At 71.9% G+C, this 16,847-nt stretch carries 11 protein-coding genes; 4 read left to right on the top strand and 7 right to left on the bottom strand.

What is annotated here, in order from left to right:
• Positions 1 to 6 precede the first annotated feature (6 nt).
• Complete coding sequence (locus ACIBQ8_RS22065) at positions 7 to 5,601, bottom strand: TIR domain-containing protein (protein WP_397192858.1); 5,595 nt, start codon at positions 5,599 to 5,601, stop codon at positions 7 to 9.
• Positions 5,602 to 5,676: 75 nt separating this feature from the next.
• Here ACIBQ8_RS22065 and ACIBQ8_RS22060 point away from each other — a divergent pair, with 75 nt between their 5' ends.
• Positions 5,677 to 6,831, top strand: a complete 1,155-nt coding sequence (locus tag ACIBQ8_RS22060) for an SLC13 family permease (protein WP_397192857.1) — start codon at positions 5,677 to 5,679, stop codon at positions 6,829 to 6,831.
• A gap of 13 nt (positions 6,832 to 6,844) precedes the next feature.
• On the opposite strand, the gene ACIBQ8_RS22055 is transcribed toward ACIBQ8_RS22060, so the two are convergent.
• From ACIBQ8_RS22055 to ACIBQ8_RS22045, 3 genes are read right to left on the bottom strand one after another with little or no spacing between them, the layout of a single operon-like run.
• The gene (locus tag ACIBQ8_RS22055) at positions 6,845 to 7,624 is read right to left on the bottom strand and encodes an inositol monophosphatase family protein (RefSeq protein WP_397171485.1); all 780 of its coding nucleotides are present in this window, start codon (positions 7,622 to 7,624) and stop codon (positions 6,845 to 6,847) included.
• Positions 7,625 to 7,658: 34 nt separating this feature from the next.
• Positions 7,659 to 8,279, bottom strand: a complete 621-nt coding sequence (locus ACIBQ8_RS22050; protein ID WP_358293794.1) for a hypothetical protein — start codon at positions 8,277 to 8,279, stop codon at positions 7,659 to 7,661.
• Between the two features lie 9 nt (positions 8,280 to 8,288).
• Complete coding sequence (locus tag ACIBQ8_RS22045; RefSeq protein WP_397171487.1) at positions 8,289 to 9,341, bottom strand: hypothetical protein; 1,053 nt, start codon at positions 9,339 to 9,341, stop codon at positions 8,289 to 8,291.
• 192 nt (positions 9,342 to 9,533) lie between these two features.
• Here ACIBQ8_RS22045 and ACIBQ8_RS22040 point away from each other — a divergent pair, with 192 nt between their 5' ends.
• Positions 9,534 to 10,418, top strand: coding sequence for a PIG-L family deacetylase (locus tag ACIBQ8_RS22040; RefSeq protein ID WP_397171489.1), 885 nt, complete (start codon positions 9,534 to 9,536; stop codon positions 10,416 to 10,418).
• A gap of 33 nt (positions 10,419 to 10,451) precedes the next feature.
• On the opposite strand, the gene ACIBQ8_RS22035 is transcribed toward ACIBQ8_RS22040, so the two are convergent.
• From ACIBQ8_RS22035 to ACIBQ8_RS22025, 3 genes are read right to left on the bottom strand one after another with little or no spacing between them, the layout of a single operon-like run.
• A complete protein-coding gene (locus ACIBQ8_RS22035) occupies positions 10,452 to 11,225 on the bottom strand; it encodes a sporulation protein (RefSeq protein ID WP_397171490.1) in 774 nt (257 codons plus the stop codon).
• 10 nt (positions 11,226 to 11,235) lie between these two features.
• A complete protein-coding gene (locus tag ACIBQ8_RS22030; RefSeq protein WP_397192856.1) occupies positions 11,236 to 12,477 on the bottom strand; it encodes an SPFH domain-containing protein in 1,242 nt (413 codons plus the stop codon).
• Positions 12,474 to 14,090: an SPFH domain-containing protein gene (locus ACIBQ8_RS22025; RefSeq protein WP_397192855.1), complete on the bottom strand. Its 1,617-nt coding sequence runs from the start codon at positions 14,088 to 14,090 to the stop codon at positions 12,474 to 12,476. The genes ACIBQ8_RS22030 and ACIBQ8_RS22025 overlap by 4 nt, the downstream gene beginning before the upstream one ends.
• 140 nt (positions 14,091 to 14,230) lie before the next feature.
• On the opposite strand from ACIBQ8_RS22025, the gene ACIBQ8_RS22020 reads away from it, so the two are divergent.
• Together ACIBQ8_RS22020 and uvrB are read left to right on the top strand one after the other, a co-directional pair.
• Positions 14,231 to 14,464, top strand: a complete 234-nt coding sequence (locus ACIBQ8_RS22020) for a helix-turn-helix transcriptional regulator (RefSeq protein WP_352323468.1) — start codon at positions 14,231 to 14,233, stop codon at positions 14,462 to 14,464.
• A gap of 35 nt (positions 14,465 to 14,499) precedes the next feature.
• Positions 14,500 to 16,608 (top strand): excinuclease ABC subunit UvrB, encoded by a 2,109-nt coding sequence (uvrB, locus tag ACIBQ8_RS22015; protein ID WP_352358255.1) that lies wholly within the window; start codon positions 14,500 to 14,502, stop codon positions 16,606 to 16,608.
• Positions 16,609 to 16,847: the final 239 nt, after the last annotated feature.

Here is a 16,847-nt window from a genome sequence, read left to right as displayed (position 1 = left end):
CTGCGGTCAGAAGGGCGAGTCGAGCGGCACCTGACTCACCTCCGGCAGGTACGGATCCAGCTCCCCCAGCTCGAACCGCGACATCCCGATGACGTGCCAGAACTGGCCGCCCGGATCGCCGTGCACCTTGTACCGCCCGTCCGGCGCCAGGGCGGCCCAGCCCTCGGGCAGCCCCAGCAGGGTCGCCCGCCGCTTGCCGCCCTCCCACAGGATCACCACGCCGTCGTCGCCGGCGCTGGCCAGCAGGTCGGACGTGGGGCTGTAGGCCACCGACCACACCCGGCGCGCGTGCCCGGAGAGGGTGTGCAGGAGCTGCCCGGTCGCGGTCTCCCACACCCGTACGGTCATGTCGTCGCCGCCGGTGGCCAGGTGGCGGCCCGTGGCGTCGAAGGCCAGGCTCCACAGCCGGCCGTCGTGCTGGGTGAGCGTGTGCGCCAGGCGCGGCTGCCAGGGCTGGCCGGGCCGTAGCTCCCACACCATCGCCCGGCCGTCGTTGCCGGCGCTGGCCAGGTAGCGGCCGTCGGGGGAGAAGGCCACGGAGTACACCCGGTCGGTGTGGCCCTCCAGCGTCGCCACCCGGCCGCCGGAGGAGACGTGCCACAGGCGGACGAGCTTGTCGTCGCAGCCGGTGGCCACGTAGTCGCCGAGGGGGCTGAAGGCGATCGAGCGCACCCGCCCCCGGTGGTCGACCAGGTCGACGGCCATGCGGCCGGTCGGCCGGTACCAGATCTTGACGCTGTCGTCGTCGTTGGCCGTGGCCAGCATGTTGCCGTCGGGGCTGAACGCCTCGGCCCACACGTGGTCGGTCTCGGCGTGCAGCTCGCGCTCGTAGTCGCCGGTGGTGGCGTTCCAGAAGTGCACGCCGCCGTCGTTGCTGGAGGTGGCCAGCACCGGGCCGGCGGGCGAGAACAGCGCGGAGATCAGCCGGTCGGCGGTGCCGGTGAACTCCCGCAGCCGCCGCCCGGTGTGCGGCTCCCAGACCCGGACGACGCCGTCGTTGCCGCTGGTGGCCAGCATCGAGCCGTCGGCGCTGAAGCGCACCGACGAGATGCGCCGGCCGTGGCCGCGCAGCAGCCGCTGGCACTGCCCGGTGAGCGGGTCCCACAGGCGGACGGTGCCGTCGTTGCTGCTGGTGGCCAGCTGCTGGCCGTCGGGATGGAACGCGAAGGGCCAGACCGAGCTGCGGTGGCCGGTCAGCTCGACGCGCTTGCCGCCGCCCATGGGCTGGAGCCGGACCGTGCCGCCGGAGTCGCCGCTGGCCACCGTGCGGCCGTCGGGGCTGAAGGTCACCTGGTAGACGGCCGCCGCGTGGGTGGTGTGCACGCCGAGCGGCTCGCCGGACGGCTCCCACAGGCGCACGCTGCCGGACGTGTCGCCGCTGGCCAGCATCGAGCCGTCGGGGGAGAACGTCAGGCAGTAGACGCTGCCGGTGTGCCCGGTCAGCTCGTGCCGGGGGGACCAGGTGGCGGTGTCCCAGAGCCGGATCGTGCCCGCCTGGTCGCCGGTGGCCAGCAGGGTGCCGTCGGGGCTGTGCACGGCCCGGTAGACGCTGCCGCGGTGGCCGTCGAGGGTGACGGCCGTCTGCCCGGCGGTCAGGTCCCAGACCCGGACGACGCCCGCCGAGTCGCCCGTCACGAGCTGCGAGCGGCCGAAGGAGGCGGTGTAGACGGGGGCGCGGTGGCCCGGGAGCTCGTGGACCAGCCGGCCGGTCGCGGTCTCCCATACCCGGACCACGCCGTCGCCGCCGCCGGCCGCCACCAGCTCGCCCGAGGCGCTGAGGCGTACCGGCCACACGCCGTCGGGGTGGCCGGTCAGGGTGTGCAGGCGCCGGCCGGTGAGGGCGTCCCAGAGCAGGACCGTTCCGTCGCTCGCGCCGGTGGCCAGCAGGTCGCCGGCGAAGGTGACGGCGTAGACGCGGCCGCGGTGGCCCTGGAGGGTGCGGACCGGGGAGCCGCCGACGCACAGCAGCACGCCGCCGTCCTCGTTGCCGATGGCGATGGTCGAGCCGTCGGGGCTGTAGGCGATGGGCTCGGGCAGGCGGGACGTCTGGAAGTGGTAGCCGTACGGGACGCCGATGCCGGCGGGCGCGAACTCCACCTCCACCGGTTGCCCCGGCACCACCGCCGCGCCCGGCAGGCGCGGCAGCGTGCCGGTGACGTTGATCAGGGACGCCCGGTGCCAGCGGGCGCCCTCCACCGTGACGTCGCTCAGGTCGACCTGCGCCAGCCGCGCGCCCGACAGGTCGGCGCCGGTCAGGTCGGCGCCGGTCAGCCTGGCGCCGTCGAGCCGGGCGCCGGCCAGGCTGGCGTCGCGCAGGACGGCCCTGGACAGGTTCGTGCCGGCGAGGGTGGCCTCCGACAGGTCGGCGCCGGTCAGGTCGACCTCCTGCAGGTCGCGCGCCGACAGGTCCTCGCCCTTGAGGTTCGCGCCGCGCAGGTCGGCCTTGGCCGGGGTGCGCAGCCTGGCCGCGATCTTGACCGCGTTCGCCCTGGCCACGTCGTCGGCGGGCGGGTCGGCCACCCAGGCGCGCAACGCCCGTACGTCGGCCAGGTCGCACAGGAACTCGACGGTCAGCGCCGACAGCGGCCTGCGGGCCAGCGGGAGAGGATTGTCGAGGTTCGCGGCGATGTGGCGGGCGATGAGCCATTCCATCACCGAGGCGTGGATGAACCCGAACATGCCCTCCTCGGTGCGCACCAGCAGGCTGCCCGAGCCCATGGCGTGCGCGGCGTGCGCGGGGGAGAGCTGGCCCGAGGCCAGGTCGCTCAGCGTCTCGCCGATCTCGGTCAGCTCGTCGACGCCGAGCAGCGTCTCGCCGCTGTCCCACAGGCGCAGCGCCAGCGCGGTGACCACCCGCCACAGCTCGCCGATCGACAACGCGCCGGGCGAGCCGGGGACGCGGGCCCGCCGCTCCTCGAAGGCCAGCCAGGTGCTGAGGATCTCCTCGTACAGCAGGGCCGGGCTGAGGGTGTGCTGGGCGCCGGCGACCGTGCGCAGGCGGTCGGCGTCGAGGTCGGCGATGAAGCTGAGCATGCGCGGGTTCTGGGCCAGGGCCAGCAGGTCTTTGATCTCGCCCATGAGCGACATGCGGGCGCCGGCCTCGTCGCCGTCGTCGAACCGGTTGTCCAGGTAGGAGCGGATCTGGTCGTGCGTGAAGTCCTCCACGCTGAGCACCCGCCGCTGCGGCAGCACGCCCACCATCTCGCCGAGCGAGGTCAGCACCTGGCTGTGCGACTTGAAGTGCTGCGTACGGCTGGCCACCACGATCTTGGCCTTGTCCTCGGCCGCGGCGAGCAGGGTGGCCAGGTGGTCGGCCGCCCGGTCGTAGGTCAGCCGGGTGACCAGCTCGTCGAACCCGTCGAACAGCAGCACGATGCGCCCCTGCCGGAGCAGGTAGCGGAACGCCTTGAGGTCGATGAACTCCTCGCCGTGCCCGGCCAGGTGCGCGGCCACCAGGGCGTCGACCGAGTGGGCCTTGTCGAGGGCGCGCAGCTCGATGAAGATCGGCGTCAGGTGCGGCAGCTCGGCCGGGATGCGCCTGGCCAGCTCGCGCAGCGCGAACGTCTTGCCGTGGCCGAAGTCGCCGAGCAGCAGCAGGAACCGGCCGTGGTCGGCGGCCAGCAGCCGCATCAGCTCGTCGGTGAGCCCCTCCCTGATCTGGCTGCCCGGCCGGTCGAGCTCGCGGTAGCGCTGGGGGACGTAGAGGCCGGGCGGGTAACGGCGGTCGCCGGTGAGCCTGGCGGTCTGCTCGGCGACGTATCCCGACAGGTCGAGCAGGCCCTGGAACTCCAGGAAGCTGCGCACCCGCACGCCCTTGCGCATGAGGTCGTCGCGGAGCGCGCGGGAGGCCGGCGGGCCCTGGTAGATCAGCTCGGCGGCCAGGTCGGCGGCGTGGGCGCGGCGGGCGAACCCGGTCGCGGCGGCCTCGGTCAGCTCGCCGACGTGCGCGCCGATCATGAGCTGCCGGACGAACCCGTCCTCGGGGTGGGTGACCACCAGGTGGTCGGGGAAACGCCGGATCTTGGCCCGCTCGTGCCGGGCCTCGCAGACCTCGGTGATGCGGTCGAGCAGCAGCTCGACGGGGCTCGGCTCGCGCTCCTCGGGCTGGGGGACGGGCGGCGGGGTGCCGGGGGTCTCGCCGGTGAACGTGGCCCGAACCGCCCGCCAGCCGTGCCGGGCGCGAGCGGGCTTGCCGGTGTCGGGCGTCCAGGTGCGCATGCCGTCGGGGGAGATCTCGACCACCTGGTGGCGGCCGGAGCGCGGGGCCACGACCGCGGCGAAGCCCGGCCGCGGCTCGGCGGCCGGGACGCCCGCGCCGGAGCCGTGGAAGAGCAGGTTGAGCCGGTGGGTGAGCAGCCGGTCGAACGTGGGCGCGTCCCGCAACGCGGCGGGCGGATGGCCGATCGCGCCCAGCCGCAGCCAGGCGCTCTCCTCGTAGGGGCGCAGCCGCTCGGCGAACCACGCGGCCTGCGCCTCGCCCAGCAGCGCGTACGCGTCGCGCTCCAGATGGCTCATCGCCATCGTCGAGTTGAGCCCCGCCACGACCACCCGCAGGTCGGGCACCTCGAACAACGTCCAGGGCTGGCCCCCGTCGAACACCCGGTCGTCGAGCCCCTGGTACACCTCGCGGAACAGCCCGGCGAAATGCCGCCACTTGGGCCAGTAGGGGGGCTGCGGGCTCACGTCGTCGGCCTCGCAGGTCATGAAGTACGCGCTGGCCGCGGCCTTGGTGACGTCGCGCGGGCCGGGCAGCAGCACCAGCCGGTGGGGCTCCAGCCCGATCAGCAGCCGCAGGTCGGTGACGAACTGCGTGGCCTGCGCGAACTGCCCCAGGCTGCCGGACTCGGTCAGGTCGCCGCTGACCACCATGAGGTCGGGACGCGGCATGCCCCGGTCGTACATGGCCGTCAGGTCGGCCCAGATGCGGGCCTGCATGTCCTCCGGCGTGAACGGCTCGCCGGGATCGGGCAGCGCCCGCCCGAACCTCGGCCCGCCGATGTGCAGCACGTTGACCGACTCGCGCCCGCGGTCGTCGCCGCCCGAGGGCGGGAACTTGGGGGCCGTCACCGGGGTGCGGCGGGCCCTGGCCAGGTCGGTCGTCGGGGGCAGCGTCGGGGTGGCCGGGGGCGGGACGACCCGGCCGGAGGGGAAGGCGGGGGCGGACTCGGGCTTGGCCCGCCCGGCCAGCGCCTCGCCGACCCGGCCCAGCAGCAGCGCCCTGGCCTGCCCCGAGTCGGTGACGCCGAGCAGGTCGACCCAGGTGATGGTGGACAGCAGGCCCTCCAGCTGCACGTCCTCCAGCCGGATCGTGACGAGCTTGTTGGAGGGGTTGTCGGGGTCGGCGCGCATGGCCGCCTGCCATTCCATGCGCCCGTAGCGCGAGGTGAGGTAGTTGCGCGAGAGCACGGCCACGACGAGCTGCGCCTCGCTGACCCCGCGGTCCATGAAGTCGATGAAGTTGGTGCCGGGCACGAAGTCCCAGGCTTGGATCATGGTCCGGTAGCCGGCCGCCTCCAGCTCCCAGGCGATCCAGGTCGCCCAGGCGGTGTCGGCCGGGGAGTAGCTGACGAAGATCTCGGTCGGCCTGCCGTCACGTGCCATCTGCTCAGTATCCACCGAGGAATCGGTGATTTGGAGTCAGTGTGCGATCATCGTCGAGTGTGGCGGCGTCTGGCTGTGCTCGATCTGATCCGGATCGGGCTGCTTGCTCTCGGTCTGATCTTCGTGGCGACCGGTCTGCTGCCGTGGCGCGACGCCGCGGAGAGCCTCGCTGACATCGGGCCGTTGCTGGTCTTCCTGGTCGCCATCATCGTGCTGGCCGAGCTGACCAAGGAAGCGCAGGTCTTCGACGCCATCGCGGCTCGGATGGCGGTGCTCGGCCGCGGCAACTACACCGCGCTTTTCTTTCTTTGTACGGCTTTCGCGTCATTTGTCACGATTTTTCTGAACCTCGACACCACCGCCGTCCTGCTGACCCCCGTCATGCTCGCCCTGGCGCCCCGGGCCCGCATCGCCGCCCTGCCGCTGGCGATGACCACCATCTGGCTGGCCAACACCGCGAGCCTGCTGCTGCCCGTCTCCAACCTGACCAACCTGCTCGCCATGGACAAGCTCGGCCTCGACGCCCAGGGCTTCGCCGCCCGCATGTGGGCCCCGCAGCTCGCCTCGATCGCGGTGACGATGGTGTTCCTGTGGGTGTTCTTCTGGCGCCGGGGCGAGCGCCGCGACCTGCGCTACACGCCGCCGGTGCTGGCGCCGGTGGCCGACCGCGTGCTGTTCGGCGCGGCCTCGGCCGGCTGCCTGCTGTTCATCGTCCTGCTGCTGCTCAAGGCGCACGTCGCCGTCGCCGCCACCGCCGCGGCCGTGCTGGTGGTGGCGGCCTTCCTGGTGCGCGACCGGGCCCGGCTGACCTGGAGCCTGATCCCCTGGCAGCTCGTCGTCTTCGTGACCGGGCTGTTCCTGGTGGTGCCCACGCTCAGCGCCCACGGGCTCGACGCGCTGATGACGTGGATGATCGGTACGGAGGGCGACCCGTACCGGACGGCCGCGGTGGGCGCGGGCCTGTCCAACGCGATCAACAACCTGCCCGCCTACAAGGCCGTCGAGGCGGTGATCCCGGCCGCCGACCAGGATCACCTGCTGGCCCTGCTCGTGGGCACGAACGTGGGCACGGTGATCACCCCGTGGGCGTCGCTGGCCACGCTGCTGTGGTTCGAGTCGTGCCGCCGCCACGGCGTCGCGGTGCCGCTGCGCCGCTTCCTGCTGACCGGCGCGGGCCTGGCTGTCACCGGGCTGCTGGCCACGGTCTGGGCCCTGGTCACGTTCGGCTGAGCGCCGGGGCGATCTACCCGGGCAGCAGCGCCATCAGTCCGGGCAGCGCGCGGGGGTGGGCGGCCACGAAGCTGCGGTCCTCGGCCGTGCCGTCGATGCTCTCCTCGAACGGGCCGCCGTCGAGCGCCCTGATCTCGATCCCGGCCTCCTGGGCCAGCAGCGCGCCGGCCGGCAGGTCGACCGCCTCGGCGCGGTAGCCGACGATGCCGTCGATGTCGCCGCGGGCCAGCATCGCCCACGACAGCAGCGGCGCCCACAGTTGCAGCACCCGCCGCGCGCCCACCTCCAGCGCCGTCTTCAACGCCAGCACGGTGGCGTCGCCCCTGCTCACGCCGTACCCCTGGGTCCAGGCCAGCAGCAGGCCGTGCGGGCTTGCCGTGTACGGCGGCGCCAGCCGCGCCCCCGTGGACGCCACGGCCCCACGGCCCCGGATCGCCGACCACGTCTGGGCCGTCACCGGGTCGTGCACCACGCCCAGCACCGGCCGCCCGGCCCGGCACAACGCCACCCCCACCACGTACGTGGGCAGCCCGATGGCCACGTTGTTGGTGCCGTCGAGCGGGTCGACCAGCCACGTCCACTCGCCGCCCGCCGCGCCGATCAGCCCCGACTCCTCGGCCACGATCGCGTGCGAGGGGAAGGCCGTCAGGATGCGCTCGACCAGCAGCTTCTCCGAGGCCAGGTCGAGATCGGTGACGACGTCGCCGGCGTCGCCCTTGGCCCGGATGCCGACGGCCCCACGCGTGCCCGCCGCGAGCAGCGCCCCGGCGGCCTGGGCGGCCTCGACGGCCACAGAGCGAGCGTGATCCAGGTCCATCGGGCACCCCTCAGGTCAGGTGGGCGGTGATCAGCCGGACGGCCAGCGCCGTCTCCTCGGCGTTCAGCGGTTCCCGGGGAACGTGGTGGCCGCCCGCCCCGAGCGGGCCGAGCGACAGGTCGCGGCTGCCGGGCCGGCCGCGCCCGAGCGCGATCGTGGCCGCCTCGCCGCCCTCCGGCACCACGCTGCTGTGGAAGCGGTCGGCCGGCAGGGTGTAGGTGTCGCCGGGGCCGAACAGCTCCACCAGCCCGGTGGCGTGCCGCACGGTGCGGCGGGTGGGCGAGATGCGGTCGCCGTCGGCGCCGCTGACCACCTCGAACACCCGGTGCGTGGCGTCGGGCCCCGCGTCGGTGACCACCGCGTGCACGTTGCGCACCTGGCCGTAGAGCACGTGGCTGACCAGGTCCCAGCTGTGGCAGTGGATCTGCGAGGTGGTGCTCTCGGCGTGCTGGAGCGAGTCGGACCACAGGTGGAGGCATACCCCCTCGCCGCCCTCTCGCTCCAGCGGCAGGCAGACGAAGCCGAGCGGATGGCGTACGGCCCTCGGGCGCGCGGTCTCCCGCAGCACGCCGAGCGCCCACGACCTGGCCTGTCCGTCGCGGACCCGCTGGAAGACCGACCGATAGCTCATGAGCTGCACTCACGTTCCGTCTCGTCGGAGGGCCGCAGGACGAGCCTCGCCGTAGGGATCGACGGCGCGCAGGGCCTTGCGCGCGATGTCCACGACGTCGCGGCCGTCGTAGGCCTTGGGAAGAGGCACCCCGATGCGACCGAACAGGTCCTGGACCTCCTCGATCGTGGGCTCGTCGCCGAGCGGCGCCTTCTTGTACATGTCCATCGGCACCCGCCGCGCCTGCTCGAAGCTGAGCCGCAGCTCGGTGTCGCAGTTCTCGTAGTAGAACGTGCCGGCCAGCGCGGTCATGGCGCGGTTGGGGTCCTCCACCGTCATGATCAGCCGGGTGGCCGACAGGTCCCAGCGGAACGTCGTCATCGACGACGACAGGCCGACCTCGATGTCGAGCAGGCCGTAACGCTGGCGGTACCAGAAGGCGGCCAGGATCGTCGCGTACGACTCCTTCCTGACCCGGTCGGTCGTCCACGTCTCGCCGGTCGCGTCGGGGGAGTCCGACAGGGAGCGCCGGTAGTGGGCGTAGGTCTCGCACACCTCGACGTTGGACGGGTCGATCACCTCCACCCGCACCACGAGGTGGCGTTTCTCCCGGCGGGCGGCGGCCACGCACTCGGGCAGGGTGACCGCGCGCAGGTAGGTGCCGGTGCCGCCCTTGAAGCTCCACCGGGTGGTGTCCTTGCGCGCCTCGGCGTGCATCTGGGCGATCTCCTGCTTGCTGCCCAGCACCCTGACCAGTTGCAGCGCGTCGAGGGCCTTGCGGGTGCCGTGGACGAGCGTCTCGATCTCCTCCAGCCGCGACAGCCGGACGGGGAGCTGGGCCAGCGCGCCGGAGGTGATGGTCTCCTCGACCGGGGCCTGGCGGGCGCGGTCGCGCAGCAGGGCGGTGGCCACCAGCGCCATGATCACCAGCGTCGCGGCGTTGACGAGCTGGGTCTGCACATCGGTCGGCACCACCGTGTCGGGCATGATGCCGAGCACGCCGATCACCACGGCCAGTAACAAGGCGATGGCGCCGTCGGCGTTCTGGGCCGCCCATGGGGCGACCCGCTTCAGCGCCGCCATGAACCGTGCCATCGTTCGCCCGCCCGTCCGACGATCAGTCAATCCCCTAGGTCATCGTAACGACCGTCGGCATGCGACTTCCAGCGCACGGGAAGGAGGTATCTCCTACCCGGGAATGACATGACATCTCCCCCTGGCAGCTCAGGACCGGGACCTGACCAGGTTCGATACTGGAATCGCACGGGGGTGGGGATGAAGGGGATCAGGATGTTCTCGGCGGCCGCGCTGGCGCTGGTGCTGGTGGCCGTGCTGGCGTGCCCGGCCCCGCCCGCGGCGGCGTGGGCGGAGGTGCACCGGCCGTCGTCGTCGGAGCGGTTCCTGCAGGTCGTGGCCCATCCGGACGACGACCTGCTGTTCATGAGCCCCGACCTGTACGGCGCCGTCCAGTGGCACCGTCCGACGGTGACCGTCTACCTGACCGCGGGCGAGGGCCAGGCCGGCTGGGACGACGACCGCGACCCCGTCGCCTACGCCCGCGACCGCGCGCAGGGCCTGCGGGCCGCGTACGCCTTCCTGGCCGGCGCGCCCGACGTCTGGCGGGTCAGGACGATCACGGCGGGCGGCTTCCCCGTCCGGCTGGAGGAGCTGGCCGACCGGCCCGCGGTCAGGCTCGCCTTCGTCGGGCTGCCCGACGGCGGCGACCCGCGCGCCGACGGCGGCCGCGACGCGCTGACCAGGCTGTGGCAGGACCGCTCCTGCGTGCGCCGGTTCGGCGCCGGCCCCGAGCCGCGCTGCGTCGGCAGGAGGGACGTGGTCGGCGTGCTGCGCGCGCTCTACGCCCGCTTCCAGCCGACGGTGCTGCGCACGCTCGACCCCGAGCCGCCCACCGGCCGGGGGTTGTGCGACCACCCCGACCACGTCGCCTCGGCCCGCTTCGCGCTGGCCGCGGCGAGCGGGCTGGGGCTGCGGGCGGTCTCCTACCGCGGCTACCCGATGACCGGCTGGGCGCCCAACGTGGCCGGGTCGCTGCGCGAGCTCAAGCGCCAGGTCTTCGGCGTCTACCTGGGCCACGACTACCGCGTCGGGCACACCTGGCGCTACCGGGCCTGGACCGAGCGCATGTACCGGGTCCCCTGAGCCGGGACGCCGCCCGGCTCGGGGAGCGCCCGGCTAGAACCAGCCGCGGCGGCGGGCCATCTGCTCCAGGCCGTGCTGCAACGCCTGGTCGGCCGCGCCGGGGTGGTCGTCGTAGCGCACCGTGAAGCGGTTGTAGGTGTCGTGGCCGGAGGTCAGGAAGCCGTCGCGCTGGTCGGCCTCCAGGATGACGTCCATCTGCCGCGGCCCGGCGATGAACGTCAGCTCCAGCTCGTTGAAGTGCCGCCGCCACTGGCCGCCCGCGTAGTACTCGATCTCCTGGAAGAACGGCATCGTCGAGCCGTACAGCGTGCCGCGCTCCAGGTCGGCCTTCTTGAAGCCGAAGCCCAGCCGGTCGAGGGCGGCGATGACGTGCTCCTGGGCCGGCAACGGGCTGACGAACAGCGGGTCGAGGTCGCCCTTGTCGATCGCGCCCGCCAGCGCCAGCTCCGTCTGGACGCCGAGCCGCATGCCGTGCAGCGGGTGGCCGCCGATCGCGCTGATCGGCGTCTCCCACGGCACCATGATCTCGAACGGCTGCTGGTGCTGGGCGCCCGAGGCGAGCTGGAACGTCCCGGCCACCTGCTGGCGCAGGAAGCTGTAGGTCGTCTTGTACTCGTTGTCGCCGCTCTCGACCTCCACCACGGCGGTCAGGTCGAGGTAGATGCCCTCGACCTTGTAGTCGGAGCCGCCGCCCCGGAAGTGCACGACGCCGCGCAGCGGCGAGCCGGGACGCACGGTCGTGTCGGTGAGCACCGTGTCGACCTCGACGCCCGCGCCGAAGGCGGCCATCAACTTGCGGAACACCATGGGGTCTCTCCTATGCGGTGGGGGTCTGGCCGTTGACGGCGGCGTGTCCCGTGCCCGAGATGCGGGGGAGCAACTGGGCCAGGACGAGGGTGGACAGCGCCGAGTCGGCCTGGCCCTGCTGGGTCCGTACGACCAGCGGCTGGGGGGCGTTCTCGGCGAGCTTGGCGCCCACGTCCAGGCGCCGGCGGGCCAGCTCGTACTGCAGCACGGCCCGGTTGTCGCGGTAGGACTCGGCCAGCCTGCGCAGGGCCTTGGCCTCGTTCTCGGCGGCGGTCAGATCGGCCCTGCCGCGCGCCTCGATCTCCCACGTCACGCGCTGGGCCTCGGTCTCCTGCTCCTCCAGCATGCGCGCCACGTTCTTGCGCGCGTTGTTGTGGGCGGCCTTGACCTCGACCACGCGGGCGTCGCGGGTCTTCTTCGATCGCTCGATCTCCATGAGCAGCGTGTCGATGCGGCGCTTGCGGGTCAGCTCCCACTCGCGCTCGTAGGCCGACAGCTCCTTGGCGACCTTCTCCCGGGTGGCCAGGTGCTGCTGGTACTGGTCGGGGAGCTGGACGTCGGGGATGTTGGCGCCGGTGACGCGCACGCCGTACCGGCCGAGCTGGCGGTTGAGCGCCTCCTGCATGTCGCCGACGTCGGAGCCGCGCAGGTCGTAGGCGCGCTCGGTGTTGACCCGCCGGCTGCGCTGCCGGATCGCGTCCTGCACGGCGCTGGAGAGCACGAGGTCGAAGTTGCCCGCGCCGATCGTCCGGACGAACGCCACCGGGTCCACGATGCGGAACTTCAGGAAGAACTCGATCGACTTCAGCGGCACGTTCTCGGCCGTCGGGCAGGCCACGATCGGCGCCGAGTACGGGATCTCGGTGGAGGTGTCCACGACCGCGTCCACCCGGTCCCACGGCAGCCACAGGTAGTGGCGGCCCGGCGGGAGCGTGCCGGTGATCGCGCCCCAGCGGCTGCGCACGCCGGTGGTGCCCTCCTCGATCTCGATGATCGCCTTGCGCCACATCGTGACCAGCGCCACGACCAGGAAGAACAGCGCAGCCAGCGCGGCGGGCAGGGTGAGGTCGGTGAGCGCGGCCATCCCGGCGAAGTACAGGGCCAGCAGGACGAGCGCCATCCAGGCGAAGCCGCGCCGGTCCTTGGGGATCACCACCGGCACGAGCTGGCCCTGCTCGCCGCCGCGCAGGAGCTGGCGGATGTCGGACCAGGAGGCCAGCGACTCCTTGATCTTGGAGAACTCGCGGGTCATCGGACCTCACCCTCGCTCAGGTGGCCGGGCAGCAGGCGCTCGACCGTGCGTTCCAGGTCGTTGTCGGGCTCGGGCGTGGCCTGCGGCTCGCTCACGTCGGCGGCGGCCTTCTTCAGCAGGGCCGCGATCTCGTCCTCGCGGCTGCTGACGCGGGCGGCGATCTCGTCGAGCCGGCCGCGGATGGCGGCCATGTCCTCGGGGGAGAACAGCGTCGCGCCCTTGCCGCCCACGAGCTGCTGGGCCAGCGCCAGGAAGTCGATGTCGGTCTGCTCGCCCACCTGCACCACCTGCGGCAGCCGGGTGGCCACCGACTCCAGCTTGGTCAGCAGGTCCTGCTGGAAGCGGTAGTCGAGGATCTCGGGGGCCTCGGCGGCCGACAGCGCCCGGATGTCCAGGGCCTGGGCCTCCAGCAGCGCGGCGTTGGCGTTGGCCGTGGACTCGGCCTCGACCAGGCGCTGCCTGGCCTGCGCGGTGGCCTGGTGGCTGGCGCGTTCGAGCGCGGTGTCCATGCGGGCCTGGTAGCCGGCGATCTCGGCCTGGATGGCGCTCAGCGTCTCCTGGAGGCCGGCCAGCTCCTTGACCAGGTCGCCCTCGTTCTGCTCCTTGCGGAGCTGGAGCTCGTACTCGTAGGTGTAGGCCTCCTTGGCCACCCTGACCATCTCGGGGGCGGCCAGGTCCATGCGGTACTCCTGGCTGGACGGCTCGGCGTGGGTGATGTTCACGTCGGTGAGCCGTACGGCGGGCAGGAACTGCTGGTTCAGGTTCTCCAGCATGCCGAGGGTGCTCTCGCCCACCAGGTCGTAGATGTCCTCGGCCCGCTGGGCGTAGATCAGCGAGCGGGTGACCTCGCTGATGGCGTTCTGCAGCTTGGACTGGAAGCCGCTGACCGAGCCCAGCACGAAGATGAACTCGGCCGGGTTCTCGATCCTGAACTGCAGGAACAGGTCGACGCTGGCCTTGACGCCCTGCTGCGTCGGCGCCTCCCTGATGGGCGCGTTGAACGGGTACTCGCGCGTGGTGTTGACGATGTAGCTGACCCGCTTCCACGGGTTGAACAGCGTCACCCGGCCCGGGTCGGCGATGTGCACCAGCTTGCCGAACTTGGTGATCAGCGCCTTGCAGCCCTCGGGGACCATCACCACGCTCCTGCGCCACCACAGGAACGCGGCGGCCAGCACCAGCACCACCCAGTAGTGCGGGCCGAAGAAGATGTCCGACCCCGGCACGATGCCGCCGAGCGCGCCGATCAGGCCGAGGACCACCAGGACCGTCAGCGGGATGACCACCTTGGCCGTGCTGCCCTTGGGGATCACCACCGGCGAGATGACGTGCATGCCGTTCTCGGCGAAGCTGCGGTTGACGATCTCGCCGGCCTCGTTCAGCGAGGCGGACCTGGCCTCGATCAGCGTGCCGACGGAGGCGCCGCCGTCGCGGGCGGCGGCGAAGTCGTGCGGGTTGAGCGCGAAGCCGGGGGCCTGGCCGGTGAGCTGGCCGGCCTGGTCGGCGACCTGTCCGATCGCCTGGCTCATCGCCTGCCGTACGTCACCTCCTTGAGCGACCGCTTGGGCTATGCCCTGACCTGCCTGGATCAGTGCCTCTCGGGGTCGTGACATCGAACCTTCCTTTTCCGCTACAGGCGAATCCGACCGTATCGGGTATGACTTGCTGTTCGCTTGCAATGTGTCGTCATATGACTATTACGTCCCATAGCAGGTGTGTTATGGATGGAGCAGGTCTGCTACATGGAGGGTTGATGAGTGAGACCGTCCACAACCGCATCGCGCTGCTGCGCGCCGAGCGGGGGGTGAGCCGCAGGCAGCTCGCGCAGGCGCTGGGGGTGCACTACCAGACCGTGGGATACCTGGAGCGGGGCGAATACAGCCCGAGTCTTCACCTGGCGTTGCGCATGGCCGGATACTTCGGGGTGCCGGTCGAGGTGGTGTTCTCCACCACGCCGTTCCCCCGGATCGGGCAGCCCACGGCCTGACGGTTTCTGTCGGTGACGCCGCCTACAGTGGCAGCATGCGTCCGGTCACAGATTTGCAGCGGAAGGTGGCGCCTTTCGAGGTCGTCACCGAGATGACTCCATCCGGCGACCAGCCGACGGCCATCGCCGAGCTGGAGCGCCGCGTCCGGGCCGGGGAGAAGGACAGCGTCCTGCTCGGCGCCACCGGCACCGGCAAGACGGCCACGATCGCCTGGCTGATCGAGCGGCTGCAGCGGCCCGCGCTGGTCATGCAGCCCAACAAGACGCTCGCCGCCCAGTTCGCCAACGAGCTGCGCGAGATGCTGCCCAACAACGCGGTCGAGTATTTCGTCTCCTACTACGACTACTACCAGCCCGAGGCGTACGTGCCGCAGAGCGACACGTACATCGAGAAGGACTCCTCGATCAACGACGAGGTCGAGCGGCTGCGCCACTCGGCCACCAACTCGCTGCTCACCCGCCGCGACACCATCGTGGTCGCCTCCGTCTCGTGCATCTACGGCCTGGGCACCCCGCAGGAGTACGTCGACCGCATGGCCAGGCTCCGCGTCGGCATGGAGGTCGACCGCGACCAGCTCCTGCGCCGCCTGGTCGACATGCAGTACACGCGCAACGACCTGGCCTTCACCCGGGGCACGTTCCGGGTGCGCGGCGACACGATCGAGATCATCCCGAAGTACGAAGAGCTGGCCGTGCGCATCGAGATGTTCGGCGACGAGATCGAGAAGCTCGCCACCATGCACCCGCTGACCGGCGAGGTCATCACCGAGGACGAAGAGCTCTACATCTTCCCCGCCTCCCACTACATCGCCGGCGAGGAGCGCATGGCGGCGGCCGTGGCCGGCATCGAGGCCGAGCTGGCCGCGCGCCTGTCGGAGCTGGAGCGGCAGGGCAAGCTGCTGGAGGCCCAGCGGCTGCGCATGCGCACCACCTACGACATCGAGATGATGCGCCAGATCGGCACCTGCTCCGGCATCGAGAACTACTCCCGCCACCTCGACGGCCGCGCCGCCGGCACCGCGCCCAACACGCTGCTCGACTACTTCCCCGAAGACTTCCTGCTGGTCCTCGACGAGTCCCACCAGACCGTGCCGCAGATCGGCGCGATGTACGAGGGCGACGCCTCGCGCAAGCGCACGCTGGTCGACCACGGCTTCCGGCTGCCGTCCGCGCTGGACAACCGGCCGCTCAAGTGGGAGGAGTTCCTGGAGCGCATCGGGCAGTCGGTCTACCTGTCGGCCACGCCCGGGCCGTACGAGCTGGGGCGGGTCAAGGGCGACGTCGTCGAGCAGGTCATCCGGCCCACCGGCCTGGTCGACCCCGAGATCGTCGTCAAGCCCACCAAGGGGCAGATCGACGACCTGGTCCACGAGATCCGCGAGCGCGCCGAGCGCGACGAGCGCGTCCTGGTCACCACGCTGACCAAGAAGATGTCCGAAGACTTGACCGACTATCTCCTTGAGCTCGGCATCCGGGTGCGCTACCTGCACAGCGAGGTCGACACGCTGCGCCGCATCGAGCTGCTGCGCGAGCTGCGCATCGGCGAGTTCGACGTGCTGGTCGGCATCAACCTGCTGCGCGAGGGCCTCGACCTGCCCGAGGTGTCGCTGGTGGCCATCCTCGACGCCGACAAGGAGGGCTTCCTGCGCTCGGAGACCTCCCTGATCCAGACCATCGGCCGCGCCGCCCGTAACGTCTCCGGCCAGGTCCACATGTACGCCGACAAGATCACGCCGTCGATGGAGCGGGCCATCGACGAGACCAACCGGCGCCGGGCCAAGCAGATGGCCTACAACGAGGCCAACGGCATCGACCCGCAGCCGCTGCGCAAGAAGATCGCCGACATCCTCGACTCCCTCCAGCGGGAGGACGCCGACACCGACAAGCTGCTCGGCGGCGGCCGCCAGCAGTCGCGCGGCAAGGCCCCGGTGCCCGGCTTCGCCGCCCGCCAGGCGGGCCAGCACGCCAAGGCCATCGCGGGCGAGATGCCGCGGGCGCAGATGGAGTCGCTGATCGAGTCGCTGACCGAGCAGATGCACCAGTCGGCCGCCGACCTTCAGTTCGAGGTGGCCGCGCGGCTGCGCGACGAGATCAAGGAGCTCAAGCGCGAGCTGCGCGACATGCGCGAAGCAGGCGTCAAGTAGCGGCCTGCGACAGGCGTGACGCAGGCGTCGAGTAGTGGCCGGCGACAGGCGTCACGTAGCAGTCGGCGAGGTGCGTGGCGCGGGCCTCCAGTGGCGGCCGGCGACAGGCGCGGAGTGGCCGTCCAGTACGGGCCGGTGGGTCGGTGGTGGGTGCCCGGGTGGCGCGTCTCGCCGGCCCCGGGCCTGGCCCGGGGTTCTGACCTGCGGGAATGAAGCCGGGTTCCTGGGGCAGCGGTCCA

The sequence above is a fragment of the Nonomuraea sp. NPDC049646 genome (assembly GCF_044465525.1).
Classification (GTDB): Bacteria; Actinomycetota; Actinomycetes; order Streptosporangiales; family Streptosporangiaceae; genus Nonomuraea.
This window is presented reverse-complemented; position numbering and strand designations above follow the sequence as displayed.